Annotated in this window: 24 protein-coding genes; 3 read left to right on the top strand and 21 right to left on the bottom strand. The window is 40.0% G+C overall.

From position 1 onward, the window contains the following. Nucleotides 1-40: 40 nt before the first annotated feature. The 6 genes from IAR63_RS10610 to IAR63_RS10585 form a co-directional block, all read right to left on the bottom strand. Nucleotides 41-1,486 carry an AAA family ATPase gene (locus IAR63_RS10610; protein ID WP_057179152.1) on the bottom strand — a complete coding sequence of 482 codons (1,446 nt, stop codon included), beginning with the start codon at nt 1,484-1,486 and terminating at the stop codon, nt 41-43. Between the two features lie 96 nt (nt 1,487-1,582). Beyond that, nucleotides 1,583-2,869, bottom strand: a complete 1,287-nt coding sequence (locus IAR63_RS10605) for an MFS transporter (RefSeq protein WP_071985359.1) — start codon at nt 2,867-2,869, stop codon at nt 1,583-1,585. Between the two features lie 14 nt (nt 2,870-2,883). Beyond that, entirely contained in the window at nt 2,884-4,125 is a 1,242-nt protein-coding gene (locus IAR63_RS10600; RefSeq protein ID WP_057179150.1) for an MFS transporter, read from the bottom strand. Further along, nucleotides 4,094-4,549 carry a MarR family winged helix-turn-helix transcriptional regulator gene (locus IAR63_RS10595; RefSeq protein WP_071241770.1) on the bottom strand — a complete coding sequence of 152 codons (456 nt, stop codon included), beginning with the start codon at nt 4,547-4,549 and terminating at the stop codon, nt 4,094-4,096. Before IAR63_RS10595 ends, IAR63_RS10600 begins: the two co-directional genes overlap by 32 nt. 18 nt (nt 4,550-4,567) lie before the next feature. Further along, the gene (locus IAR63_RS10590; RefSeq protein ID WP_373277628.1) at nt 4,568-5,422 is read right to left on the bottom strand and encodes an ABC transporter permease; all 855 of its coding nucleotides are present in this window, start codon (nt 5,420-5,422) and stop codon (nt 4,568-4,570) included. Next, nucleotides 5,379-6,227 (bottom strand): ATP-binding cassette domain-containing protein, encoded by an 849-nt coding sequence (locus IAR63_RS10585; protein WP_006278112.1) that lies wholly within the window; start codon nt 6,225-6,227, stop codon nt 5,379-5,381. Before IAR63_RS10585 ends, IAR63_RS10590 begins: the two co-directional genes overlap by 44 nt. Before the next feature lie 372 nt (nt 6,228-6,599). Here IAR63_RS10585 and IAR63_RS10580 point away from each other — a divergent pair, with 372 nt between their 5' ends. The 3 genes from IAR63_RS10580 (at nt 6,600) to IAR63_RS10570 (ending at nt 11,467) form a co-directional block, all read left to right on the top strand. Beyond that, nucleotides 6,600-7,964, top strand: a complete 1,365-nt coding sequence (locus IAR63_RS10580) for an LLM class flavin-dependent oxidoreductase (protein WP_187705247.1) — start codon at nt 6,600-6,602, stop codon at nt 7,962-7,964. A 25-nt stretch (nt 7,965-7,989) separates the two neighbouring features. Continuing rightward, a complete protein-coding gene (locus IAR63_RS10575) occupies nt 7,990-9,531 on the top strand; it encodes an amidohydrolase family protein (RefSeq protein WP_187705246.1) in 1,542 nt (513 codons plus the stop codon). 94 nt (nt 9,532-9,625) lie between these two features. Then, complete coding sequence (locus IAR63_RS10570) at nt 9,626-11,467, top strand: ABC transporter ATP-binding protein (protein WP_187705245.1); 1,842 nt, start codon at nt 9,626-9,628, stop codon at nt 11,465-11,467. On the opposite strand, the gene metX is transcribed toward IAR63_RS10570, so the two are convergent. From metX to IAR63_RS18435, 15 genes are all read right to left on the bottom strand, one after another. Beyond that, entirely contained in the window at nt 11,445-12,494 is a 1,050-nt protein-coding gene (metX, locus tag IAR63_RS10565; RefSeq protein ID WP_187705244.1) for a homoserine O-acetyltransferase MetX, read from the bottom strand. The two genes, IAR63_RS10570 and metX, sit on opposite strands and share 23 nt — an antisense overlap. Next, nucleotides 12,491-13,783, bottom strand: a complete 1,293-nt coding sequence (locus tag IAR63_RS10560; RefSeq protein ID WP_071241775.1) for an O-acetylhomoserine aminocarboxypropyltransferase/cysteine synthase family protein — start codon at nt 13,781-13,783, stop codon at nt 12,491-12,493. Before IAR63_RS10560 ends, metX begins: the two co-directional genes overlap by 4 nt. Nucleotides 13,784-13,807: 24 nt before the next feature. Continuing rightward, complete coding sequence (locus IAR63_RS10555; protein WP_187705243.1) at nt 13,808-14,959, bottom strand: YeeE/YedE family protein; 1,152 nt, start codon at nt 14,957-14,959, stop codon at nt 13,808-13,810. Nucleotides 14,960-15,049: 90 nt separating this feature from the next. Further along, nucleotides 15,050-15,217, bottom strand: a complete 168-nt coding sequence (locus IAR63_RS10550) for a hypothetical protein (protein WP_187705242.1) — start codon at nt 15,215-15,217, stop codon at nt 15,050-15,052. Nucleotides 15,218-15,243: 26 nt separating this feature from the next. Then, nucleotides 15,244-16,209 carry a sulfurtransferase gene (locus IAR63_RS10545; RefSeq protein WP_187705241.1) on the bottom strand — a complete coding sequence of 322 codons (966 nt, stop codon included), beginning with the start codon at nt 16,207-16,209 and terminating at the stop codon, nt 15,244-15,246. A 24-nt stretch (nt 16,210-16,233) separates the two neighbouring features. After that, nucleotides 16,234-16,797 carry an NADPH-dependent FMN reductase gene (gene ssuE, locus IAR63_RS10540; RefSeq protein ID WP_057179145.1) on the bottom strand — a complete coding sequence of 188 codons (564 nt, stop codon included), beginning with the start codon at nt 16,795-16,797 and terminating at the stop codon, nt 16,234-16,236. Between the two features lie 95 nt (nt 16,798-16,892). Further along, nucleotides 16,893-18,053: an FMNH2-dependent alkanesulfonate monooxygenase gene (ssuD, locus tag IAR63_RS10535; protein WP_187705240.1), complete on the bottom strand. Its 1,161-nt coding sequence runs from the start codon at nt 18,051-18,053 to the stop codon at nt 16,893-16,895. 121 nt (nt 18,054-18,174) lie between these two features. Continuing rightward, complete coding sequence (gene ssuC / locus IAR63_RS10530; protein WP_006278101.1) at nt 18,175-19,038, bottom strand: aliphatic sulfonate ABC transporter permease SsuC; 864 nt, start codon at nt 19,036-19,038, stop codon at nt 18,175-18,177. A 134-nt stretch (nt 19,039-19,172) separates the two neighbouring features. Further along, nucleotides 19,173-20,222, bottom strand: a complete 1,050-nt coding sequence (locus IAR63_RS10525) for a sulfonate ABC transporter substrate-binding protein (RefSeq protein WP_187705239.1) — start codon at nt 20,220-20,222, stop codon at nt 19,173-19,175. A gap of 66 nt (nt 20,223-20,288) precedes the next feature. Next, nucleotides 20,289-21,386, bottom strand: coding sequence for an aliphatic sulfonate ABC transporter substrate-binding protein (locus IAR63_RS10520; protein ID WP_187705238.1), 1,098 nt, complete (start codon nt 21,384-21,386; stop codon nt 20,289-20,291). Between the two features lie 132 nt (nt 21,387-21,518). Then, nucleotides 21,519-22,349, bottom strand: coding sequence for an ATP-binding cassette domain-containing protein (locus IAR63_RS10515; protein ID WP_187705237.1), 831 nt, complete (start codon nt 22,347-22,349; stop codon nt 21,519-21,521). Between the two features lie 448 nt (nt 22,350-22,797). Then, nucleotides 22,798-23,703, bottom strand: a complete 906-nt coding sequence (locus IAR63_RS10510; RefSeq protein ID WP_096547255.1) for a bile acid:sodium symporter family protein — start codon at nt 23,701-23,703, stop codon at nt 22,798-22,800. Between the two features lie 206 nt (nt 23,704-23,909). Next, a complete protein-coding gene (locus tag IAR63_RS10505; RefSeq protein ID WP_328701255.1) occupies nt 23,910-24,872 on the bottom strand; it encodes an alkaline phosphatase family protein in 963 nt (320 codons plus the stop codon). A 75-nt stretch (nt 24,873-24,947) separates the two neighbouring features. Further along, entirely contained in the window at nt 24,948-25,334 is a 387-nt protein-coding gene (locus IAR63_RS18440) for a transposase (protein WP_235678237.1), read from the bottom strand. Further along, nucleotides 25,283-25,471: a hypothetical protein gene (locus tag IAR63_RS18435; RefSeq protein WP_235678236.1), complete on the bottom strand. Its 189-nt coding sequence runs from the start codon at nt 25,469-25,471 to the stop codon at nt 25,283-25,285. The genes IAR63_RS18440 and IAR63_RS18435 overlap by 52 nt, the downstream gene beginning before the upstream one ends. Nucleotides 25,472-25,535: the final 64 nt, after the last annotated feature.

Below are 25,535 nucleotides of genomic sequence, written 5' to 3'. Positions count from 1 at the left end.
TACACCTTTCTAATAAAATAACGCTTTTACTAAAATATAACTAGAACAAAATATGACCGACATCGTCAGAAACATCGGCAAAAGTATCCCAGTCTATTTGCCCATTTTCATGCAATATGTTTTTGGCTGTTCCATCTTCAAATAAATATATTGAAACATTTTTCTGTGCAATAAAAGCATCGGTTCTTTCCAAATAAAATTTTTCTTTTATGGTATCTTTGTTCTCATAGTTGGCAGCTTTAATTAAATTAGAGATATGATTGACTATATAGGGACTGTGAGTGGTAATTAGGACTTTAATTCCTGCATTCACCAGCATAGCCAAAAACTCGGTAATTTCCACCTGTGCTGCAGGATGTAAATTCATTTCCGGTTCATCAATCACTAATAATTCATTAGGTTTTGCCAAGTAACGTAAGCACAAGTACAGAGGTGTCAATTCTTTAATCATAGATGAGGTAATGTGCATTTCTAATTTCACGTCTGGGATTGGCTCAAAAATAATTTCATTTACCAATGGTGATGAATTAAACTTAACATGGCCAGACAGAATATTTTCTTGTAAAAAATTCGCCAAGTCGATATATTTTTTTATCTGTGGGTCTTTTTCTGCTTCTTCATCTCTCTCTTGATCTGTTTTTATTACAGCACTTGCTATGACAGATGTTAGACTGTCAATAATACCACTTCTCGATCTTTTTGATCTTTTGAATTTCATGAGGTTTTCCATGATAGGTTTTTGTTCCTCTGGTGAAATTGTCTTCTCCATTTCTAGCTCCATCAGCTTGCTTAAATTCACAGAAAAAGGAAATCCTATATATGCTGTTCTTTCAGTGGGAAAGATATGAACATCAGCATAGAAACATTCATGGATTATTCCCAGTATAGTTTTTAAAAATAAGTCTCTGATTAGTAATGGAGGAAGTTTTAAGCTATCTTTTAAACTATCTCTATTACCCTCGTAAACCTGATAAAAATATATCTCTTCTTCATCCTGTTGCTTAAAAACTTGCAACCCTTGGTTCCCATAGTTCATCTCTTGCTGAAATGAAATTTGCCTGATTCTGGTTACTAAGTCTTGTTTTAATTCATTAATAGAAAATTTAACTTCCAGATTATTAAAATTTAGCCTGGATGTTCCCAGAAATTTTGATAACCAATTAGGGGACATTTTAGCAAGATCATTAACATACTTTTCTGCAAACTTCTGTGCAAAGTTGACCAGATTTATCTGACAACTGCCCGATTCTAAAAACTCCTGAATACTTTCTTCCAAAACATCATATTCTAAATTATACTGTTCCCGTTTAATTTTGTCCTCATATATTTGTAGATAAGACTTAAAACCATAGTTACTCACTATAGAAGCTATTGTATAAGCAGTCCAACTTTTACCAGTACCACTTCTACCAATAAATACTGTGAACGGACTTAATTCGATTTCTGCTTTTTGAATATTGCCTAAGTTAGAAATTGCCACTTTCATAATTAATTAAATGGGTAAGTACATGTACTGCAAATTCACTCAAACACCTCACATCTAGCCTAGCATCTAGCAAAAAGGAGAGACCCTACAAGATTGCTAAGCTCCAGTTTCTAAGGTGGAAGTAGACAAAATTAAAGTTTCTCTTATTTTACCTCTAAGCAGAGGTAATTGTTGATTGAACCAGATTGATTCTAACAAACAAAAAATGCCACATCCAATAACTGTGTTTGGGGCACCTATGTTTTGTGCTAAACTGCCAACAATCAAGTTACCTAGGGGTAAAGTGCCAATTATGGCTAAGGAGTATAAACTCATTACCCTACCCCGTTTATCATCTTCTACTAGTGTTTGAATAATTGTATTGCCACAGGAAACCTGCAACATACCACTACCACCAATAACTGTTAAAACTAATAATGATAGCCAGGTCGTTTTGGATAAACCAAAGGCTATTAGTCCAAACCCAATAGCGATTGGACAACTGGCCATTAATTTCTCTAATCCTAATACCTCACGGCGCAAACTTAAATAGACACAAGCCATGAGGGAACCTATGGAACTCGCTGCACTCAACATTCCCATTGTACCCCCATCACCCTGAAGAATATATCCCGCAAATACGGGGAGGATTGCCATGTAGGAAATACCTACTAAACCATGAAAGGTTAATAATATTAGAATTGACCGAATTGCTAGATTTTTAAAAACGTATTCCCATCCTTCTTGTAATTTTTTCCAGGTGTTTGCGGTCTTTCCCCCCTTTACTACTATCTTTGGTCGCAGTTTCATCGCACCTAATGTTATCAGGGCAATGATATAACTTATACTGTCGTATAAAAAACAATATTTGGCCCCTACGCTGGCCAGCAATATCCCACCCACAGCTGGTCCAATTAATAGGGAACTGCTCAACATGGCAGAATAAAGGGCGATCGCATTTCCTAAGTGGTTACGTTCGTCCACGGTATTAATCACTATTGCATAACGAACAGGCATGTCTAAACCTTTTAACATTCCTCCTAAAATGGCTACTGTTATTAGCAACCAAACTTTTATCAATCCTAAAAATGTCAGTGTGGTCAAGGTGGTGGAAACCATTAGGCCTAAAATCTGTACCAGTATGAGCAGCTTTTTCTGATTCCAGCGATCGCATAATACTCCTGAAAATGGGGTGAGGAGTACGGTGGGCAAAAATTGTAAAAATCCTGTTAACCCAAGTAACCAAGAGGATTTGGTCAAGTCATAGATTACCCAAGAAATTGTCACCTGGGTCATGAATGTTCCTGACAAGGACATGGTTTGTCCTGTAAAGAAAAGTCGAAAGTTTCGGGATTTAAATGCTGGTAAATGCTGGTATATCTTTGTTTTTAGCCAAAGGGTCATGATTATCCTCTCTCTTATGTTTTGTTTAGTTCGGGCCAAATTACCATAGTTGCTAAAACTACTAAAATTGTACCTATTCCTCCACCAACTACGCAAAGTATGGGTCCTACTAGAGCAGCTACTAGTCCAGATTCAAAAGCTCCTAGTTCATTTGATGCAGTTATAAATACTGTATTAATGGCTGCCACACGACCTCTTAATTCTTCCGGGGTTTTTAGTTGTACTAAGGTGTGGCGAATGACTACGCTAATAGTATCTAATCCTCCACCAAGAGCTAACATGAGCAGGGATAACCACATCCATTTGGATAGGCCAAAAATAATGGTTGTGACCCCAAAACCAAAAACCGACCATAGTAGGGTAGACCAGGTTTTAGTAATGGGTGGAAGTTGTATCAGCACCGCGCCCATAATTAATGCTCCTATGGCCGGTGCTGCTTGTAAATATCCGAGTTCTACTGGACCTACTTTTAAAATGTCTTTGGCATATATTGGCAATAGTGCTACTGCACCACCAAATAAAACAGCAAATAGATCTAGTGTAATAGCAGCTAATATAATTTGATTCTTCCAAATGAATTCTGCCCCCGCTGCTAAGGATCTCAGGGATATTGGCTCTTTACTGAGATTTCCTTCTGGTGGGTTCATAGCTACTACAGCTATTAGAAATGATAGGGATGCAATTGATGTGAGTATATACACCTGGGTGGCACTATTAAAAATGGCAATAACAAATCCACCTAGAGCTGGTCCAATTACTGATGCTAGTTGAAAGCTACCACTTACCCAGGTGGCAGCATTAGTAAATACTTGTGGAGGTATTAATTGCCACATCATGGCATCGCTGGCAGGTTTGAGGAAGGCTCTGGCTATACCAGTAAGGACTAGGCAAATATAAATCAAAAATACTGGTGCCTGTGTATAAGAGATTATGCCTAATCCCAATGAACAAAGAGCTAAAAGGAGGCTAGCTACTACAGTGGTGCGTTGACGATTATATTTGTCCGCTACGTGTCCAGCTATTAAGGTTAATAATATAACTGGTAATACTTGTGCCAGTCCTACTATACCTAGGGCTAGAGGGGAGTTGGTACGTTCATACAGTTCCCAACCTAGGGCTACTGTTTGCATTTGGTTACCTGTAAATAACAGAATCCTTCCTATGGTAAATAATCGGTAGTCTCTAAATCTTAGCGCAGCAAATGGGTCATGGATGCTACTATGGTCAGTGGTTAGATTCGGTTTTTTCAAAGACATTTTTTAGCAAAGTAAGACTTGTTTCAATTTGTAATAGTTCTTCCGAGGTTAGGCTCTCAATAATTTCGGCAATATGAAGGCGAGTTTTTTCCTGAGATTCTTCTAAGAGGGATTTTCCTTGTGTGGTGAGATTTAATACTATTTTTCTTCTTTCCTGGGGGTGATCTGTTCTTTGTACCAGATGGCGTTGTACCAGTCTTTCGATGGTTGTGGAAGCTGTGGCACAGGTAACACCAAGATGCTCTGCTACTGCGGAAAGGGAAGTTCCCGGGTTACGTTTGAGAAAGGCGAGCGATCGCAGTTGGGGAATGGTGAGGGAATCAGCACTATGATTACGCATGTCACTTCGAATAAACCGCATTAATAGGGGAATGGTTTCCATTACCCTAGCTGCACATTTTTGGGGGGGTTTATCGAAGGACATAGGATGTTTTTCTCCTGGTTACATGACTACTCGTGGATAAAGTCTTCCACAAATAAAGGTTAAGCCTATTAATGTTAACAGAAGAACTGCGCAATCTAACTCAAGTCCATAATTGGTGGTTCCGTTGACTACCATGATTCCCCGTAAAGCATCTACCTGGTAGGTGAGGGGATTGAGGTGGGAAATTATTTTTAACCAATCGGGCATTAGGGAAATTGGGTATATGGCGTTACTAGCAAAAAATAATGGCATGGTAATCAATTGTCCAATACCAGTAAATCTTTCTCTTGATCTAACTAGGCAGCCAATAATCAAGGAGAAGGCGCAAAAACAACCAGCACCCAAGAAAACAACTAGGATAACTTGCAGTAAGGATACAAGGCTATGATTTAAGTTCACTCCTAATAATAAGGCTAGAAGGTAAATGACTATTACTTGAGAACAACAACGGACACCGCAAGCTAGGCTCTTGCCTAAAACTATGGCAGCACGGGGTATGGGCGCTGCTAAAAATTTATGCACTACTCCTAGATCCCTTTCCCAAATTAAGGTCATACCTCCCGTAAAAATAGCCATAAATAGGCCACTTTGTGCTAGGATACCCGGGGTCATAAAGTCTAGGTAAGCTATATTACCTGTGGGAATAGCACGGGTTCGGGAAAAAACTTGTCCAAAAATGACTAACCATAAGGCAGGTTGTACGGCTCTGAGTAGTAGATCACTGGGGTCGTGACGCAATTTTCTAACTTCTAGTTCGGCAATTACTAGGGTCTTGATGAGGAAGTTTTTGATCCCTAGTAAGATACTGTTTGGTTGGATGGATGGTCTATTATCCCAAGCGTTGGGTTGCACGTCTAGTTCTAGCGGTTTCACTGTAGCTAACTCCTGATATTAGTTGATTCCCTGCGTAATGGATAAATACGTCGTCTAAACTGGCTTGTGGTTTGTTGATGGAGGCTTTTAATTGTGATGGGGAACCAGTGATAATTTCTTTACCCCTGTTCATGATGGCTACGCGATCGCAAAGGGCGTCTGCTTCTTCTAAAAAGTGGGTGGTGAGAAAAATGGTTGTGCCATGTTGTTTCTGGAGCTGTTCCATAAGTTGCCAGACTTGAGACCTGGCTACGGGATCTAATCCTACGGTTGGCTCATCCAGAAATAAAATCTGGGGTTGGTGGAGAATGGCTTGGGCAATTTCTAGTTTGCGAATCATCCCCCCGGAATAGTTTCTCACCATTCGATGGGCTACGTTCTCTAATCCCATAAATTCTAACATTTCTCTGATTCGCTGTTTTCTATGTCGAGTAGGTATATCATAGATTTTGGCAAATATTAATAGGTTTTCATAGCCGGTTAGGGTGCCATCAGCTGATAGGGCTTGTGGCACGTAGCCAACTACTCTCCTGATGGCATTAGGTTGGCGAGTCACATCATAACCGCTTAGGTAGGCCTTACCCCCACTTGCAGGTAATAGGGTGGTGAGGATTTTTATGACTGTGCTTTTACCAGCTCCATTAGGACCTAATAAACCGAATACCTCTCCTGACTTAACGTAAATACTTAGGTCGTCAACTGCTACAAATTTGTCAAAACATCTTCTGAGTTCCAGTGTTTGTAATATTACTTCTGGTAAGTTACCCGATACTAATTCTGGCGTTTCCGTGAGTTTAGCCACCATGAGGAGACCTGCCTTTTTTTTACTGAACTAATATTTAGTTTTTCTAACTGTTAGTACATCATAGTTGTGGTTATAAGTCAAGAAGTTTTCTAAATTTCTCTAAAAATGCGTGCAAATCCTGGGAACCTATTTTTAGTTAGGGGATTTTAATGTTAGGTTGTCTAATTATTAGTTTTTTATTAGTTTTTAATAAAATGTGATGCCTGATACATCTTTTTTTTGATGGTTGGGTGTAAACTACTTTTACTCGGTCAAGTTACCGGTATTTAGTTTGATGGTGATGAGGGCTTCAGATTAAATAGCTGTTAAGCTTTGTTAGAAGAGTATATTCATCATTAAAATAGTGAACTTTTTATAAGTGGAAATAGACAGATGGGTGAGAAGCGTAGGTTTCATTTAGGTGCATTTATTCAGGCTACTGGACATCATGTTTCTGCCTGGCGACATCCAGAGGCGCAAATAGATGCTGGTTTAAATTTTTTGCACTATTGGGAAATAACCCGAACTGCGGAAAGGGGACTGCTTGATGCGGTTTTTTTAGCCGATAGCCCTGGGATATGGGGTGGCACACCAGAAACTCAAAAACGGAATGGTAAGTTAGCTCATTTTGAGCCTGTAACTTTATTTTCCGCTTTATCATCGGTAACCAAGAATATTGGCTTTATTGCTACTGCTTCTACTACTTATGAAGATCCTTACAATTTGGCAAGGAAGTTTGCTTCTTTAGACTATTTAAGTAATGGTCGAGCAGGATGGAATGTGGTCACTACCGGTAATGAAAATGCTGCGGCTAATTTTGGGTTGGAATATCATCCGGAACATAGTCAGCGTTATGAGCGAGCAGAAGAGTTTGTGGAGGTAGTTAAGGGTTTGTGGGACAGTTGGGAGGATGATGCGTTTATTCGGGACAGGGAATCGGGGATTTACTTTGATCCGGATAAGTTACATATCCTCAATCATCAGGGTAAATATTTTTCGGTTAAGGGTCCGTTGAATGTGGGTCGTCCTCCTCAGGGATATCCCGTAATAGTGCAAGCTGGTGCTTCGGAAGCGGGAAGGGAGTTAGCTGCTCGCACTGCTGAGGTGATTTTTACTGCTAATCAAACTTTGAGTGATGCTCAGGAGTTTTACTCTGATATTAAGGGTAGGTTAGGAAAATACGGACGTTCCTTTGAGGATCTGAAAATTATGCCCGGTGCTTTTCCGGTTATTGGGAGAACGGAGGAAGAAGCTCAGGAGAAGTATGAGTTTATTCAGTCGCTAATTCATCCGGATGTGGCTTGGGGAATTTTAAAAACCTATTACAAGGGGGTGGATTTGTCTGGTTATTCTCTGGATGATATTGCTCCTGAGTTGCCCAGTGAGACAAACAGTAATAAGAGTCGTCTGAAGTTGGTTCAGGATTTGGCTAGTCGAGGGAGTTTAACTCTGCGCCAACTTTATCTAGCTTTGGCAACAGCTAGAGGACATCGCACTATTATTGGCACTCCTGAAAGTATTGCTGACCAGTTGGAGGAGTGGTTTAACAATGGTGCTGCAGATGGTTTCAATATCATGCCACCTATCCTTCCTTCTGGGTTGGATGATTTTGTGGATTTAGTGGTTCCTATTCTTCAAAAACGTGGGCTGTTCCGTACGGAGTATGAGGGTAGTACTCTGCGTGAAAACCTGGGTTTACGTCGTCCACCTAATCAATTTGCTGTGAGGGTGGATTCCCCAGCTTTAGTTTTGGCTTAGTTTGTTAGTTTTTTTAGGAGAAAATATGGCTAAATATAATAGACTCAAAAGCTCTCGCTCGGCTGTTATTAAGTCCAAACTTAACTATCCGGTGATTGATACTGATGTTCACACTAATGATTTCACTCCTGCTTTAGAAGATTATATTGCTAATTATGGGGGATCGAGATTGGTAGATGCGCTGCGCAAGGCGGAATCTTCTCGTCTTAATTCCAAGGCTAAGGGTAAGGATTGGTATGAACAAACGCCGGAGGAGCGTCAGTATTATCGTACTATTCGCTCTCCCTGGTGGGCAAGGGTGACTCGCAATACATTAGACCTGGCTACTTATACTTTGCCCGAGTTGTTTTATGAACGCCAAGCTGAGCAGGGTTCTGACTATTCTGTTCTCTTCCCTAATAATGTTTTGGCTCCTGCTGGTGCTAGTAATGATACTCGTCAAGCACTACAACGAGCAATTAACCATTATCATGCGGATTTGTATCGTAAGTATAGCGATCGCCTGACGGTGGTGGCGGGAATTCCCATGAACACCCCTCAAGAAGCGATTGAGGAACTGGAATTTGCCGTAAAAACTCTGGGTTTGAAGGTGGCTAATATTCCTGGTGGTGTGAAAAGACCTATTCGGGCGATCGCGGATAAGTATCCGGCTGAGGAATATCCGGAAATTGCCAGATATGCGTCTTATATTGATTTTTATGGCATAGACAGTGAATATGACTATGATCCTTTTTGGGCGAAGGTGGTTGAGTTAGGAGTACCTGTAACTACTCATTATGGTAGTCAGGGGTGGACAGGTCGTTCTTCCATCAGTAATTATATGAACAACCATATTGGTCATTTTGCTGATGGTTCTCAGGCGTTTGCTAAGGCCCTATTTTTTGGTGGTGTAACTAAGCGTTTTCCTAAATTGCGTGTGGGGATGTTAGAAGGTGGAGCAGATTGGGGCGCTCATGTTTATATTCATCTGGTGGATCGTTTTTCTAAGCGTAGTTTGAATGGGTTACAAAACTATAACCCGGACCTGGCTAATAGTCATGAGTTGTATGAGCTGTTCTTGAAATTTGGTGCAGAATTACTGGAGGGATATTCTCTGAGTAAAGAGGAGCTAACTCGAAGTGTTTTGGGATCTTCTTTTACTCGTTTTAGTCGTTCCCCTGTGGGCAGTGAGTTAGAAGATTTTGCTGCTGCGGGGATTGAATCTATTGAGGATATACGCGATCGATGGGTAAACAGTTTCTTTTTTGGTTCCGAGTCGGATGACCGGACTATTGCCAGTGCATTCAATAATCGAGCTAATCCCTTAAATGTAAAAATCAACGCTATTTATTCTTCTGACGTTGGTCATTGGGATGTGCCTGATTTAACGGATCCTTTGGCGGAAAGCTGGGATTTGGTTCAGGAGGGTGTGCTTTCTGAGGATGATTTCCAAGCCTATGTGTTTGGTAATCCTTATAAGTTCTATACGGAAGCTAATCCCGATTTCTTCCAGGGTACGGTAATTGAATCTAAGGTAGCTAGGTCTTTAAAGGTAGAAAGTCTGGAGCAAAATTTGGTGTCAGTATAAAGACGGTTTTGATGATTTGGGGGGTTGAACGGTAGAACTCTCTGGCTTTTGGCCAGAGATATTTTTATTGCTGGTGTTGGTTTGTAAGAGATAGATGTTAATGTTCAAAAATGTAAGACCTTGGCAGTCTTTTCAGCGTGCATCTGAAGCACCTAATTTGCCTAATACACCATTCCGGTTTGTTTGTTATTTTGTGAACCAGTTTCGCTGGTGGTATGTGGCAATGGTGGTGTCTGAAATATTACATGCTACCTGTGGAATTATGTTGCCATACGCTATAGGAGAGATAATTCGTACTGTGACAGTAGCTCATACCAATAGTGGAGAAATTTTTGGAGCTATTAAACAACCTTTAACTTTATTTACTTTTCTTATTATTGGTGAGGTAGTTTTTGGGCGTGCTGCGGGTTTATTACAAACTATTCTGCATCCTATTCATCGTCAGCATATTGTCCGCTCACTGTACGCCTATTTGCAATATCATTCCCATCGTTATTTAAGTAGTAGTTTTGCGGGAGCATTAGCACATCGTATTGGTGAAACATCTTTAGGTGTTACTCAAACAATGCAAATGCTGATTACTGAGTTTATGTCTTTAATAATTGTGTATGTGGTATCCACAATTTTGCTTTATCGTACCTATCCTCCCTTAGCAGCATTAGTTGGTACGTGGGCAGTTTTGTTTATTACTATTTCTTTTTGGTTAGCTACTCGTTGTCGAATTTATTCTCGCAGGGCAGCAGCGGCTAGAAGTGACACTACAGGTATTATTGTTGATGCTGTAACAAATCTTAGTAGCACTAGGTTATTTGCTCGTTTGGGCTTTGAAAGGGAATATTTAAATGAGCGATTAAGGTATGAACTTAAGGAGGTAAGGAGAGCTAATTGGTATTCGGAGAGAATTCGTTGGTTTCAATTTATTTCTGCTGCTATTCTTAAAGTTAGTACTTTGTATTATTCTATATTTTTGTGGAGTGGGGGATTAATTACAGCAGCGGATTTTGTGGTAGCAACGAGTTTGTCGTTGTTAATTATTAGTGAAGCGAAGAACTTAAGTCGCAGGTTTATTGAATTTTTTGAACACATTGGTAATATAGCTAATGGAGTTCATATAATAGTTCAACCTCATGAGTTAATTGATAAGGAGCATGCTCTTGCTCACCAATTTTTTCAAGGAAGGATTGAGTTTCGCCAGGTTAACTTTAGTTATTCTCGGGAGAAAAAGGTTTTTGAAAATCTTTCCGTGGCAATTGAACCGGGTCAGCGGGTGGGCTTAGTGGGATTTTCTGGGTCTGGTAAATCCACTTTTGTGAATTTAATTTTGCGGTTGTTTGACCCTCAATCAGGAAAAATTCTTATTGATGGGGTGGATATTAGGGAAATGACTCAGGATTCTCTCCATTCTCAGATTAGTTTAATTCCTCAGGATCCTTCTTTGTTCCATCGCACTTTACTGGAAAATATTCGTTATGGTCGTTTAGAAGCTGAAGATGAAGATGTGAAAATATCCGCAATCAAGGCTTATGCCCATGATTTTATTGCTCAAATGAATAATGGTTATAATTCTTTAGTGGGAGAACGAGGAGTGAAGTTATCTGGAGGACAAAGACAGAGGATTGCTATTGCTAGGGTTATTTTAAAGGATGCACCAATTTTGATTTTAGATGAGGCAACTTCTAGTTTGGATTCTATTACTGAAAAGGCAATTCAGGAAACTTTGGATCTGGCAATGAATGATAAGACGGTGATTGTGGTGGCCCATCGTTTGTCTACCATTTCTCATTTAGATCGTATTTTGGTATTTGACAGGGGTCGTATTGTTGAGGACGGTTCTCATGATGATTTGCTGGCATTGGGTGGAACCTATTACAAACTATGGAAAATGCAGGCGGGTGGATTTTTACCTGAGGAAGCTAAAGTTGGTGTAGGAAGTTGATTACTAGTTTATTGACTTCTATTGAGTCAGTAAGGAAAGCATCATGACCGTAAATGGATTTTAAATATACTAGTTGACTGTTGGGAATTAAATTTGCTATTTCTTCTTGCTCTCTTGGGGGATATAATATATCGGAGCTAATGGCAATAATCATGGTAGGTTGTTTGATGCTTTGCAGGGTTAATTCGTAATTCCCCCCCTGGGTAATGTCATGGTTATCCATTGCTTTAGTTAAGGTAATATAGGTGTTGGCATCAAATCTCTCTATTAATCTTTGACCATGATATTGTAAATATTTGGCTATAACAAATTGGCCTGTTTCTTCATCCCAGTTTCTGGCAAATCTTTCGCTAAAGCTCTCCCATGACCTATAGGTACTCATGGCCATCATTCGGGCTATGGCTAATCCCTGTTTGGGAGCTTTTTCTAGGGTGTAATTGCCTCCTTGCCAATTGGGGTCAGCATATATGGCTTGTCTCTGGGCTTCGCTTAAACCAATACACCAGGCTGAGTGTCTACCAGAGGTAGCCATAGGTGCGATCGCCCTTACTATATGTGGATATTGTAGTGCCCACTCTAAGACTTGCATTCCCCCTAGGGATCCACCAATTACTAAGGCTAGGGATTTAATTCCTAAGTATGCGACTAAATGGGCTTGCAAGTGGACCATATCCCTGATTGTAATCTCTGGAAATGTGGCACCATAGGCAAATCCTGTATGGGGATTAATGCTCATTGAACCTGTAGTGCCATAACAACTACCTAATACATTACTGCATACAATAAAGTATTTGTTGGTGTCTAACGCTTTATTTGCACCTAATAAATCTTTCCACCAAGTATCTGCATCAGCTGAACCTGTTAAGGCGTGACAGATGAGAATACCATTATCACCTTCTGAGTTTAGTTTTCCCCAGGTGCGATATGCTAACTGAACTTTTTGTAATACTTCTCCTTTTTCCAGTGCATAGGGTTTATGTAGATGATAATATTGGGTTTGTGGGGAAATTAGGTGGTGATAGTTCATACAAATGCTTGAGCAAAGTCTTCTTTAATATCTTCAATATGTTCAATTCCTACAGATACCCGAATTAAGTCTGGGGTGACACCAGCTGAAAGTTGTTCAAGGTCACTAAGTTGCTGGTGGGTTGTGGAAGCAGGATGAATAACTAGGGTCTTGGCATCCCCAACATTGGCCAGATGGCTAGCTAATTTCAGCCGATTAATAAAATTTTTGCCTGCTTCCAGTCCACCTTTTATGCCAAAGTTTAATACTCCGCCAAATCCATGTTTTAAATATTTCTTGGCTCGCTCGTGATAGGGATGATTAGGTAGTCCTGGATAGTTGACCCATTCTACCTGCGGTTGTTTCTCTAACCACTCAGCTAGTTCTAGGGCATTGTGCAGATGACGATCTACACGCAATGACAATGTTTCTAGTCCCTGTAATAACAAAAAAGCATTAAATGGACTTAAACTAGGACCAAAGTCTCTTAGTCCTTCGACCCTGGCCCGAATAATAAAGGCTATATTACCAAAAGGACTACCAGGGCCAAATATTTCTTGAAAATTCAGCCCATGATAACCCGGTGATGGATCGGTAAAAATGGGGAATTTGCCCCTACCCCAATCAAATTTCCCGGAGTCAATAATTACACCCCCTATGGAATTACCATGACCACCTATCCATTTAGTTGCTGATTCAACTACAATATCCGCTCCATATTCAATGGGTCTGGCTATGTATCCCGCAGCTCCAAAGGTGTTATCAACTATTAGGGGTATGCCATGCTCATGGGCAATTTCCGCCAGAGATGTAAAATCCGGTATGTTGAATTGTGGGTTGCCAATGGTTTCCACATACAATGCTTTCGTCTGATTGTCAATTGCCCGACGAAAATTTTCTACCTCATCTCCCTCTACAAATTTGACATTTATTCCTAAACGCGGTAAGGCAACTTTAAATTGGTTATAGGTTCCTCCGTATAAAAAGCTGGTGGAAACTATGTTTTCCCCCGCTTGGGCAATGGTGCTAATAGCTAAAAACTGTGCTGCTTGACCACTGGAAGTGGCTAAAGCTGCTACACCTCCTTCTAAGGCAGCAATCCTCTTTTCAAATACATCTGTTGTCGGATTCATAATCCGAGTGTAAATATTGCCAAATTCCTGTAAGGCAAACAATCTGGCCCCATGCTCTGTATCATTAAATACATAAGATGTGGTTTGGTAAATGGGAACCGCACGGGCATTAGTTCCTGGAGCTGGTTCCTGTCCAGCATGAATTTGTAAGGTTTCAAATCTATATTTCTCTGACATATTTTATACTCTTTTTTGAGATTTTTACTTGATTGCCCCTAATTTAGTTTGGGGGAAAGTGAACTTAATAATCAAGAAAGTACCTAATAGGGCAAAAATAATCCACAGCCAACCGTGTAAGCTGGTGGAAGCAATGCCACTGAAAAAGGCACCAATATTACATCCAAAAGCAGCAAAAGCTCCGAAACCCATGATTAGTCCACCCACTGCTTTAGAAAGGAGTGTTGAGGGGTTAGTTGCCGTTTGTGGTATTAATTTACCAGCTAAACCAGCTGCCAATAATGCACCTAGAATCAAACCTAGGTTCATGATTGAGGTGGTATCCGCTAGGACTGAACTGGAAAGTGCTGGATCCCCATCCCAAAATTTGCTACTGGATGGGTTCCAGCCCAAAAACGTGGCAATTTTAGCCATCCACAATGCAAACCCCCAGGTGATTCGCCAGGGTTGTCCAGAAATTACTAGGGTTAACCAGTTTAGTAACCCTAAAATAATCCCTCCCGTAAATATCGACCATGGATTGTATAAAAAATCTCTCCAGCTGCTATTTTTTGGCGAGGTGGGACTGTTTTTAGTCCAAATACCCACTATTATCGCTAAAAAGAAAAAAATGATTAGTTGGACAATTACTGCATTCTTCCAACCAATGGTTTCACCTAAGACTATGGGGGGGATTTGCGGTAATCCAGACCAAAGGTCTTGGCTTATGCTGGCACAAAATGACCCCAAACAAAAGGTGATTAGGGTGATGATCATGGTATAATTGCCACTACCTATAGTGTAAAGTGTGCCACAACCACAAGCTCCACCTAATTGCATCCCTATCCCAAAGATAAATGCTCCTATCACTCCTGATATTCCTACAGGGGCGATCGCGCCTCCTAACTCTTGTCCGAAAATCTTACCAGCTGATAGTAGGGGCGCAAACAATATGGTAGTAATTGACAACATCAGTAACTGGGCATATATTCCTTGTCCATCTCTATTTAATATTAGTTTTCGATAGGCTGATGCAAATCCAAAACTAGATTTATACAGGGTTATGCCCAAAAGAACGCCAATTACAAATAACACACTTTGTCGCCAGCCATATTGACCTGATAAAATCAACAGAGCAACAAAAATACCTAGAGCGATCGCCACAATTAATTTTTGCGGTTGAGTGTATGTTTTCATCAAAAGTGCCAGTCACAGTTTACGCATGGGCTAACAATAACCACTTAGGGAGGCGGCGAACCGCCCCCCAAACCGTTAAGCTATTGCTAATCAAGTCCTAGACGGGTTTTCGCCTTTATCATCTGATGGTTGACCTTTTTTAGTTCTGGTACAAGCCATTAAATCGTTTTGTTGAGAAAGGTTTACCGATTGGCTAAATTCAACGATATAACCCACCCCAACACCAGTGATCACCGCAAGCAACACTAGTAATTTCATAATTCTCTCCTGTAAAAGAAGTTAATCTAGCTTATCTCTTCTGGTCCAGTAGCAACAGGTAGATCTGGATAGGTACTGTATTCTGTCCAAGAACCCTCATAAACCCTGACCTTAGGATAGCCTAATAAGTGTTTTAACACCACATATTGTAAAGTCGCCTCTCTTCCTGTGCTGCAAGACACTATAATATCATCATCCGCAGTAATCTTCTTATCTGCCAGTATTTTCCTGATTTCATCCAATGACTTGAGTTTATGAGGATTTTGAGGATCTGTAAATGTGGGCCAGGGAATATTTTTAGCCCCCGGAATATGTCCATTGCGTACCCAAAGGTTTTCCTTACCCTGAAATAGGTCTGCAGGTCGAGGATCAATAAATTTAACCCCCTTCTTGCCAATTAGGTTTTTTACTTCATTTATGGACACACGTACACTAGTATTATCCCTAAGGGTGAATTGCCCTGGTCGGTATTTAGGAAATACTTTTGTTACAGTTTGGGAAGCTGCAGCGTAACCTTTATATCCTCCATCCAACACTGCTATATTTTGCACTCCGGAACGTTCCAGGAGATAAGCCACCATACTTGCTCCTAAAACATCTCTACCATCGGAATAAACCAAAACTCGACTCTTATTAGTCACTCCTGAATTGGCAAATATTTCCGCTAATTTGCGATTATCCCAGTATTGTACTGGTAGTCCCTCTCTAGGACCGCGAAATGCTATATCAGCAACATTAACCGCCCCAGGTAAGTGTCCGTCAATATAGTCTAAAGGCGAATTTCTTACGTCTAGGATCCTGAGATTTGGATCTTTAATATTTTCTGCTACCCAGTTAGGACTAACAAACTGAATCCTGCTGTTACTAACATTTCCCCATGCGGGTAAGTGCAACATGGGAGTAATTAACAAACATGAGAAAATTGCTAACCCTATAACAAATAGTTTGCTACTTCTGAGTCTTTTCCAAATTGCTTTTTGTCCGCTTATCATAGCTAATTGCCTCCACTTTAGTTTTTAGGAAACTGACAACTTTTGTTCATTAACTTTTACAGAATTAACAAGTCGTACCAACTCTCCTACATTTTCATGTAGTCTCTGGGCTAGCTCTTCTTCTAATTGAATCGAACCCTCTTGGGAAAATTGAATTTGCTTATCTACTGCATATACTGTACTTAAAATATGCCTAGCACCCAGTTCAGATAAAACTGGTTTTAAAGCATATTCAATTGCTAAGAGATGGGCAATAGTACCACCAGTAGCAAAGGGAAGTAGTATCTTACCGCTTAAAGCTTTTTGGGGTAATAGGTCTAAGAAAGACTTGAGTACTCCTGTGTATGCAGCTTTATAAATAGGCGTAGCAATTATGATACCACTAGCTTGCTGTATCAGCTCTTTGGGCTTTTCCAGTGCAGGACTGTTATAGCGCCCGTAAACTAAATCCTCAGCAGGCAAATCCCGGACAGAAATAATAGTTGTTTCCAAACCTTGTTCAGAAATTAACTGAGTAGCATACTCTAAAATCCCGTATGTTCTAGAAGGATGAGCAGGACTACCAGCAATAGCTAACACATCAGCCATATTACCAAAGCCTCAAAAAAGGTAGATTAAAAGTGCCTTGCTTGCGCCTTATTTATGCACTCGTATTTATGCACTTGTAAGTTAATTATACCAAATTAGTCCACATTGGTAAAAACTTTCTCTTTCAGTGCTTGTGGAGGGAATTCCCGGTTGGCTAATACCTCACCAAAAGGACTGAATAACTGTGGTTCTGAGGTTGGTAGATGATCTAAAGGCAATCGGGGAAAAAGCAATTCGGCTACCCGATATGCTTCTTCTAAATGGGGATAACCAGAAAATATAAATGTCTCAATACCTACATCCGCATATTCTTGCATTCTTGCTGCTACAGTGTCAGGGTCACCAACCAGTGCTGTTCCCGCGCCACCACGCACTAAGCCAATACCTGCCCATAAATTGGGGCTAATTTCTAATTTCCCTACACTACCATTGTGTAATTCTGTCATGCGTTGTTGTCCCACAGAATCCATACGAGAGTAGGCTTGTTGAGCTTTGCTAATTGCATCTTCATCCACATAACGAATTAAATCATTAGCTGCATCCCAAGCCTGACTTTCGGTTTCTCTAACAATTACGTGCAGACGAATCCCAAAACGCAGTGTTCTCCCCTGGACAGCTGCCAGTTCTTTCACTCTTTTAATTTTTTCAGCAACTTGCTGAGGCGGCTCACCCCACGTTAAATATACATCCACATGCTTGGCTGCAACTTCCTGTGCAATGTCAGAAGAACCGCCAAACCATAAGGGTGGATAGGGCTGTTGTACGTTAGGAAATAGGATTTTACCTTCTTGAATGTTAAAATAATTTCCAGTAAAATTGCTAATCTCTCCCGATGCAATTTCTCGCCAAACGGTTAAAAATTCGTCTGTTAGCTGATAACGCTCATCATGACTCAAATGTAAACCATCCCCAGCGGACTCTACCGGATCACCTCCAGTCACCACATTAATTAGCAATCTACCTCCGGAAATCCTATCGAAGGTTGCCGCCATTCTAGCAGCTAGTCCTGGAGACATTAATCCAGGACGTATAGCTACTAAAAATCGCATTTTCTTTGTATGGGCAATTAGGGAAGAAGCTAAAACCCAAGCATCTTCACAAGAACGACCCGTTGGTAATAGGGCACCTGTGAATCCCAATTGATCCACTGCTTGAGCAATTTGTCGCCAGTAGTCAAAGTTAACCGAACGACCACCTATACCAGTGGCTAGATAACGCCCATCCCCATGGGTAGGAATAAACCAAAGAACTTCCATAGTGTTATTTTAATGTCTTAACTTCGGTTCACCTATCGTTAAACCGTATTTTTATTAGAATCCAATATTACACTAGCAACCCCAAAACTTAACAATTCTTTACACGAAATATTGGCAGGGATTAATTTTTGAAATAGCCGGGATTCCACTGCAACCAATATCTTTCCAAGGATTTGGCGATTACGTCTGCTAATTTACCAAAGCAGGCATATATGAGAATACTCAAAACCACCACATCTGTTTGCATAAATTCCCTAGCATTCATAGCCATGTAACCTATACCAGAGTCAGCGGCAATAGTTTCTGCCACAATAAGAGTTAGCCACATAATACCCAAAGAGAAACGTACTCCCACTAAGATGGAGGACATAGCACCGGGGAGAATGATTCGCCAAAACAACCCCCAAGGAGTTAGACCATAGATCCTACCCATTTCAATTAATCCCGGGTCAACACTGCGGATGCCATGAAAAGTGTTTAAGTAAATAGGAAACATAACTCCTAGAGAGACCAAAAATAATCTAGCTTCATCTCCAATACCAAACCATAAAATGACTAAGGGTATTAAAGCCAGATTGGGTATGTTTCTCAGCATTTGAATAGATGTGTCTATCAACTTTTCTGCAATTGGCCAAATCCCATTAATGAGACCTAAACTGAAGCCAATACTACCACCTAGCAAAAAGCCAGAAATGGCTCTGGCTGCGCTGATACCAATATTCCTAAACAGTTCCCCTGACGCGCCCATTTTAATAGCTGCTGCTATTACTGCTAGGGGAGCAGGTAGAATCCGATTAGGAATTACCCCTAGGGATGATAATAACTGCCATATGGTAATGATTAGTCCAGGTACCAACCAGGGGATGATAGATTGAACGTAGGAGTTTTTAATCAGTTGTTTAACCAATCGGGAAAAAGACCTATTTTTTCTGAAGGCATACTTAGATGGAATGTCTCTAATTTCAACGGAGTTTATTTTAACCATTGTTTTGATTTAGGGGTTTTTAATGTGAGTGTGAGGTTAATCCGTAGGAGAAGTACGGAGATATCTAATTTGATTCCCATCGATTCCCAACCCCACCTGATAGTGGTTGGGAATCGATTTTAATTACCTACTGCTTATCTACTGCGAATCCTTGTAGGGGTAATTGTTGCGTATTGCTTAGGATTTAAGAACGACTCCTGTACTGTAATTTTGTTGGGTATAATTCCTTCTTTATAAAATAAATCAGCAATGCGTTGCTGTTCAGCAATTACCGGGGGTGTAATTTTTTGCAACCGGAAGCTACGACGAGCTACCACTACATTTAAAATTCCGGGATCAATTTTCAACTCAGGTGCTAAAATTTGTACCACTTCATTGCGGTTAGACTCAGCCCATTCACCCAACTTATCTATTTCTTCTAAAATGATTTTGACCAATTGGGGATTTTCCCTAGCAAAATCACGTCTGGTCATGTAGAATCCACCTTGGGTAGCAATACCACCAGCATTTCTCAGTACCCGAGCACCGGCATTTTTTTGAACAAAAGCAATGAAAGGATCCCAAGCAACCCAAGCATCAATTTTTTTCTGGATAAAAGCATCTCGAGCTTCTGCTGGGGTCAAACTTACCGCTTGAATATCACTATATTTCAGTCCAGCTTCACCCAAAGCCCTTAACAGTAAGTAGTGGGCTGCTGAACCTTTTTGAAAAACAACCTTTTTTCCTTTTAAATCTTTAAGTGTTTTAATTGGAGAGTCTTTTTGCACCACAATTGCGCTACCTTCACCCCTAGTAGGTTTACGTGCAGCAACGTAAGTGAGCTGGGCTCCTGCAGCTTGGGCAAAAATGGGTGGAGTTTCCCCCACACTTCCAATATCAACCCTGTTGGCGTTCATGGCTTCCATAAGTTGAGGACCAGCGGGAAATGGAGACCATTCAACTTTCACACCCAAAGATTCCAGACGTTTATCCACAACTCCTTTAATTTTGACAATATCTCCAGAAGTTTGGTAAGCCATTCTCACCACCTTAGCCTTAATATCAACCTTGTTTCCAGGACGAGGATTTTCAGCCTGCACCACACTTGCTGTAATAGGAACGGTGGAAACCAACACAGCTAGAGCTGAATATTTAGCCAATTTCTGAATCAAACTGCGGCGAGGTAATTGGAAATTAAAGTTCATTGACTTACTCCTGTTTAATAAATATGGTGTTCTAATAGTCTTCTCAGACGGATTTCATAACTCAGACTATTTAGCACTTAGTACCTCTTTGGGAGTGATTTCCGCGTACTGTTCGGGAGTTAAAAATCCATCCCTAACATTAACTTTTTTAGGAATTAATCCCAAGGAGAACCACTTATCAGCAACTTGTTGTTGCTTATCAATTACCGCTTCGGTAATAGGTACCAGGGAAAAATCGTATTTATCGTGCATTTTCTCTAAGGTTGGTGGATCAAGCTGAGTCACATCAGCCAATAATTGGGCAATTTCTTTGGGGTGATTCTTAGACCAAATTTGTGCTTTCTGCAATTCCTCCAAAAATATTTTAATTGCTTCTCGATTTTCCTGATAGAATTTGCGGTTGGTTGAGTAAAAATTGTTAGTATCCCTCAAACCATTGCTGCCATCTAATAAAACACGACCGACTTTTTTTTGCACATTTCTAGTTGCAAAAGGCTCCCAAACAAACCAACCATCAACCTTACCTTGACTGAAAGCAGCATTAGCATCAGGAGGAGGTAGAAATACTGACTCAACATCGCTTAATTTTAAACCCTCTTTCTCTGCGGCCCTCAAGGTAAGATAATGTCCAATTGAAGCTTTTTGAAAAGCTATTTTTTTACCTTTCAAGTCTTTAAAATTTTTCGCCGAAGAGTTAGTTGGCACCAACAAAGAAATGGATGCACCATCTGAAGAATTGGCTGCTAAGTAAACTAGTGGGACGCCAGCTGATTGAGAAAAAACTGGAGGGGATTCAGCAGTAGCTGCTATATCCAACCCACCCGCATTCAAAGCCTCCAACTGCTGAGGTCCAGCTAAAAATTCCGGCCATTCTACCTTATATCCTAAGGGTTCCAATTTGTCCTCTAGTGTACGTTGTTTTTCTAGTACTGCTAAAGCCGTAAGTTGTTTGGAACGAACCACCCTAAATAGTTTCTTGTTGGTGGAATTACTGCTAGATTGGGTGGCGGTATTATCCCCCTTATTTGATACATTATTTGAATTTGCATTACAACCAAATAATGCAATAGATAACACTAAACCATATCCAATAGCAAATAGGGCAGAACGACGCATCTTGTTGCCATTTTTGGATATTTGAGGTTGAAGTTGCCAGTTTTTCATAATTATTGAGTTACCCATGTAATATCTGTAAACCTGGAGCAAGAAAAACCTCACTCCACAGATGCGAGGAAAGCTAATTATCGCAGAGAGAGAAAATGGTAAAGATCACATTTCCGTGCCACCTATCCACCATTAGATGTTCTGGCTAAAACTATAATCCCGCTGTGCATTGGCAACCTTACTAAGAGCATAGTCAAACTCTCTCGGTTGAGTCTCGGATTCTCCCATAACCCGGTTTAAAATCTTCTCTACTGTTTTGGCAAATTCTGCATTTCCCCTAGCTCTTGGTCGGGACAAGGCAATTTCTACATCTAGTGCAATCTTCCCATTTTCTATTAAAACTACACGGTCTGCTAATACTACTGCTTCTTCTACATCATGAGTAATTAATAGTGCTGTGAATCCCTGTTCTTGCCATAATCTTTCTATTAATTGCTGCATCTCGATTCTCGTTAAAGCATCCAGTGCACCCAAAGGCTCGTCTAGTAATAACAAAGAAGGTCTACTGGCTAAAGCTCTGGCTAAAGCTACTCTTTGTCTCTGTCCACCCGACAAAACTGATGGCCACTCATGAGACCTGTCTTCTAATCCCACTTGACGTAATATTTGCAGTGCAGTTTGTTTAGCATAGACTTTAGAGCTAGAACCTAGTAAACCCAACTCAACATTTGCTAACACTCTTTGCCAGGGCAACAATCTAGCATCTTGAAACATCATCCGAATAGCTGGATTAATACGCTGATGTGTAACTATATCATTTAGTAACACTGCACCCTGAGTTGGCTCTTCCAATCCAGCAACTAAGCGTAACATTGTACTTTTACCACAGCCACTGCGACCAACAATGGCCACAAACTCCCCTGGACGAACCTCTAAATCTAAATTCTCTAAAACTGCTTTTGTCCCAAAGGACTTACTTAACCTCTCTAGCTTTAATTTCATTCCTTTAACCTGATAAACCATCTCTCTAACCTCTTAAGTTAAGAATTTCAATCTGAATGATTTTATTTTTCTAGCTACATCAGTTTAAAACTTGCTACAAAGAGTAAAATTTTACCTTGCAGCAAAGTGTTTAAGAATAAGCTGAAAATAATGCTGCCAATATTTCTGTATTGGTACAGATAAGTAATAGATGAGTTAACAAGCATAAAGGCGCAGTACCCGTATGCTTGGTCTACATCAAATTTGCCGTCCGAGAGTTAACTACATTAAATCTATTGATTTATAGTAGATTGCATTATCATGCCATAAATAAAATCAAAATGCAAGTATTTTTTGTCAGAAAAAATATATTTTTTACCAGAAATCCGCCTTAACTACTGGGGATTATACCGGAGTGATAAAAATGTGAAAAAAACGTATTTACCAATACAAAAATCTGTTTACAACCACTAGAACTGGCAGTTCAAAGTTACAAAACATCTTCTATTTGCCGTGCTTCTGTAGTTTCTTTTGCTGTTAATTGGGTTGATTCTAATGCAGGGAGAATTTTACCTAGGACTAGGACAGAAAGCATCATAAGTAAACTAGTAACCATAATAATGCTGACTACATTGGGGTCTGAGAAATTACTTGTACCGATTAATAATGCTGCTGCAAAATTACGTTGAGCTGTCCCCACCCCCAAAACTCTTTGTGTTTGAACATTTGGACCCCCCAATAAATAGCCAACACTAAAAGAAAAAACAATAAAAACAGCACAAACAAGGAAAACACCCGTTTTCAATAGCATAATGATGTCGCTGACATGGATTATCAGTCTTATTGCTAAACCCAAAAACAAACCTAAATTAGATATTTTAAAAACAATTGGTTGTAAATTTTCTATTACATATTGATACTTAGCCTTGATTAGTAATCCCAAAGCCAGGGGCATAACCATCATGAATATTAAAGGTTGAGCAATATCCCAGGAGCTGACTTGGGTACCTTCTAGCACCAAAGGTAATGTGAGTGGCAAATAAAATACCGTCCCCAACATCAACATCATCATTAGGCCCGTAGCAAAAGCCAAATTTCCCTTGACTATTTGAGCAAGTTTGGGTAAAGCTGGGGGTCCAGAAGCCAAGGCCATAATCATAAAACCATCTCTTGTAGGTTCAGTAACAGGTACTATGTTTAAAAACAAATAAATAAAACCTGGAACGAGTACAAAATTCGCAATTAGTCCAAATGTGACCAGGCGAATATTAATTAGGGGTTGCCAAATTTCCGCCAAACTTAGCTGCAAACCAGTACCAAACATCGTACCAACTACAAATGCCAAGAAGGCGGTCTTGTCCAATAAGGACAAGGGTAAGGGAAGAATTTCAGACATAAGTTAAAATTTGTGTAGGTTTGTCAAGCCTTAGCTGATTCTGCCAAATCCACTGGCTTTAGTGCCAATGATTTTTTCCAGACCTGGATTTGTATCTAAGTAGGTGGGTGGAATTAAATATAAGATGAACGTAGGTTGGGTTGAAGTATGGAACCCAACGCCACGGGTCTCGTTACTCGACCCATCATACAAATAATCCTTCCTACTTATCTCAAGTTCAAAGTAATTTTTTGCAGGTCACCTGTGAATGTAAAAGGAATTTCATAGGTATCAACAATTGGGGTTCCCGTATCATATCCCACATCAAAAGTTTCATCCAGAGCGATACGATAAGGGACAGTTTTGGCAATGAGACCAATTGCTACTTGTTTATCATTGACAAAGATTTTCCCAGTTCCACCAGCACCCACACCACCATCATAGTCAAAATCAAATCGCAGGGTAGATTTACCCAGTGGTAACCTAGTAGGAGATTGAATAATATAATGCTCCATATTGACTAAGTTATATATGTATGTTGGTTTACCATCTATTAAGAAAAATCCCCATCCAGCAAAACGTCCACCCTGGGTTAATAAAACACCTTCCAGATTATTGTCAGTAATATTTACATCAGCTTTAATACTAAAAGATCTATTTTTAATGCTAGGAGCGCTACCTTCAGGAATACTCAAACTAGTGTAGTAATTAAACGTTGTACGTCCTGTAGCCAGGGAAGGACGAGCTTGAACGTCAAATCGCTCGAAAATTCGGTCATCTAGGGGTAAAACATTGTTTTTCTTAGCTTCCGATAAAAATAGTTTTTGCAGTTTCTCCAGTCGCTCTGGATGTGCATTTGCTAAGTTATTGGCTTCGCTGAAATCTTTTTCAATGTTATATAGTTGCCATAGATCTTGTTCAAAATCAGCATTAACTGTACCTTGCCAGGGCAATCTTGGATGACGAGCAGCAGCTATCCAACCATGATCATAAATAGCTCGATTCCCTAAAATTTCAAAGTACTGAGTTTGCCTTTGAGAAGATGCTTGAGGGTTATCAAATGTATAAACCAGACTAGTACCGTCAAGTTTTTGCTGTTCAACACCGTTAACTTGACTAGGCACAGTGACTTTAGCTACTTCTAAAATGGTGGGTACAATATCAATTACATGATGAAATTGAGGGCGAATTCCGGGTTGTTTAATTTTATCGCCCCAGGTAATTACTAGGGGATTACGGGTACCACCAAATTAAGCTTCTCCGGTCTAAAGACACGGAGATTTCTGAAGAGTCCATAAACGAACTTTCTGAGGCTGGCTTAAACAGCCTCTACTGATTCCGCTAAGATCAATTCCTAGCATCACCGCTACTTTTTTCAAAATATTAGCAGCACCATTACAGTCCGCATTAATTTTGAACCCATCAGAAGTTTCATATACTCCACGACTAACTCGTTTCCCGCTTGCTTTCCACCCTTCGGGTTTTTCACCGAATTTAGGTATATTGTCGCAATCAAAAAACGATGATTGAGAAGTGTATGATTCTTCTGTTTCAATAAAATCTATTCCGTATTGTTTACATAATTGAGCAATACGGTCTTTTAATCTTGCTGTGGGAATTTGGACAAACTTCTGATTGTTTTTAGACCCCAAATCAATACTATTACACTAGTTAGTATTTGTTGAGAAGTATCAGAATACAATGCCTGATAATGAACGTTTTTCTGATAAGTTCCTAGTTGTTTATGCAAATCTGCTCTACTAGGAATATAACCAGTTTTAAAGTACATCTGCCTAGAATAGTAAACGCCACAATTTGTCAGCTTTTTAGCTTCTGTGCAGACGTACTCCAAT

The sequence above is a fragment of the Cylindrospermopsis curvispora GIHE-G1 genome (assembly GCF_014489415.1).
Classification (GTDB): Bacteria; Cyanobacteriota; Cyanobacteriia; order Cyanobacteriales; family Nostocaceae; genus Raphidiopsis; species Raphidiopsis curvispora_A.
This window is presented reverse-complemented; position numbering and strand designations above follow the sequence as displayed.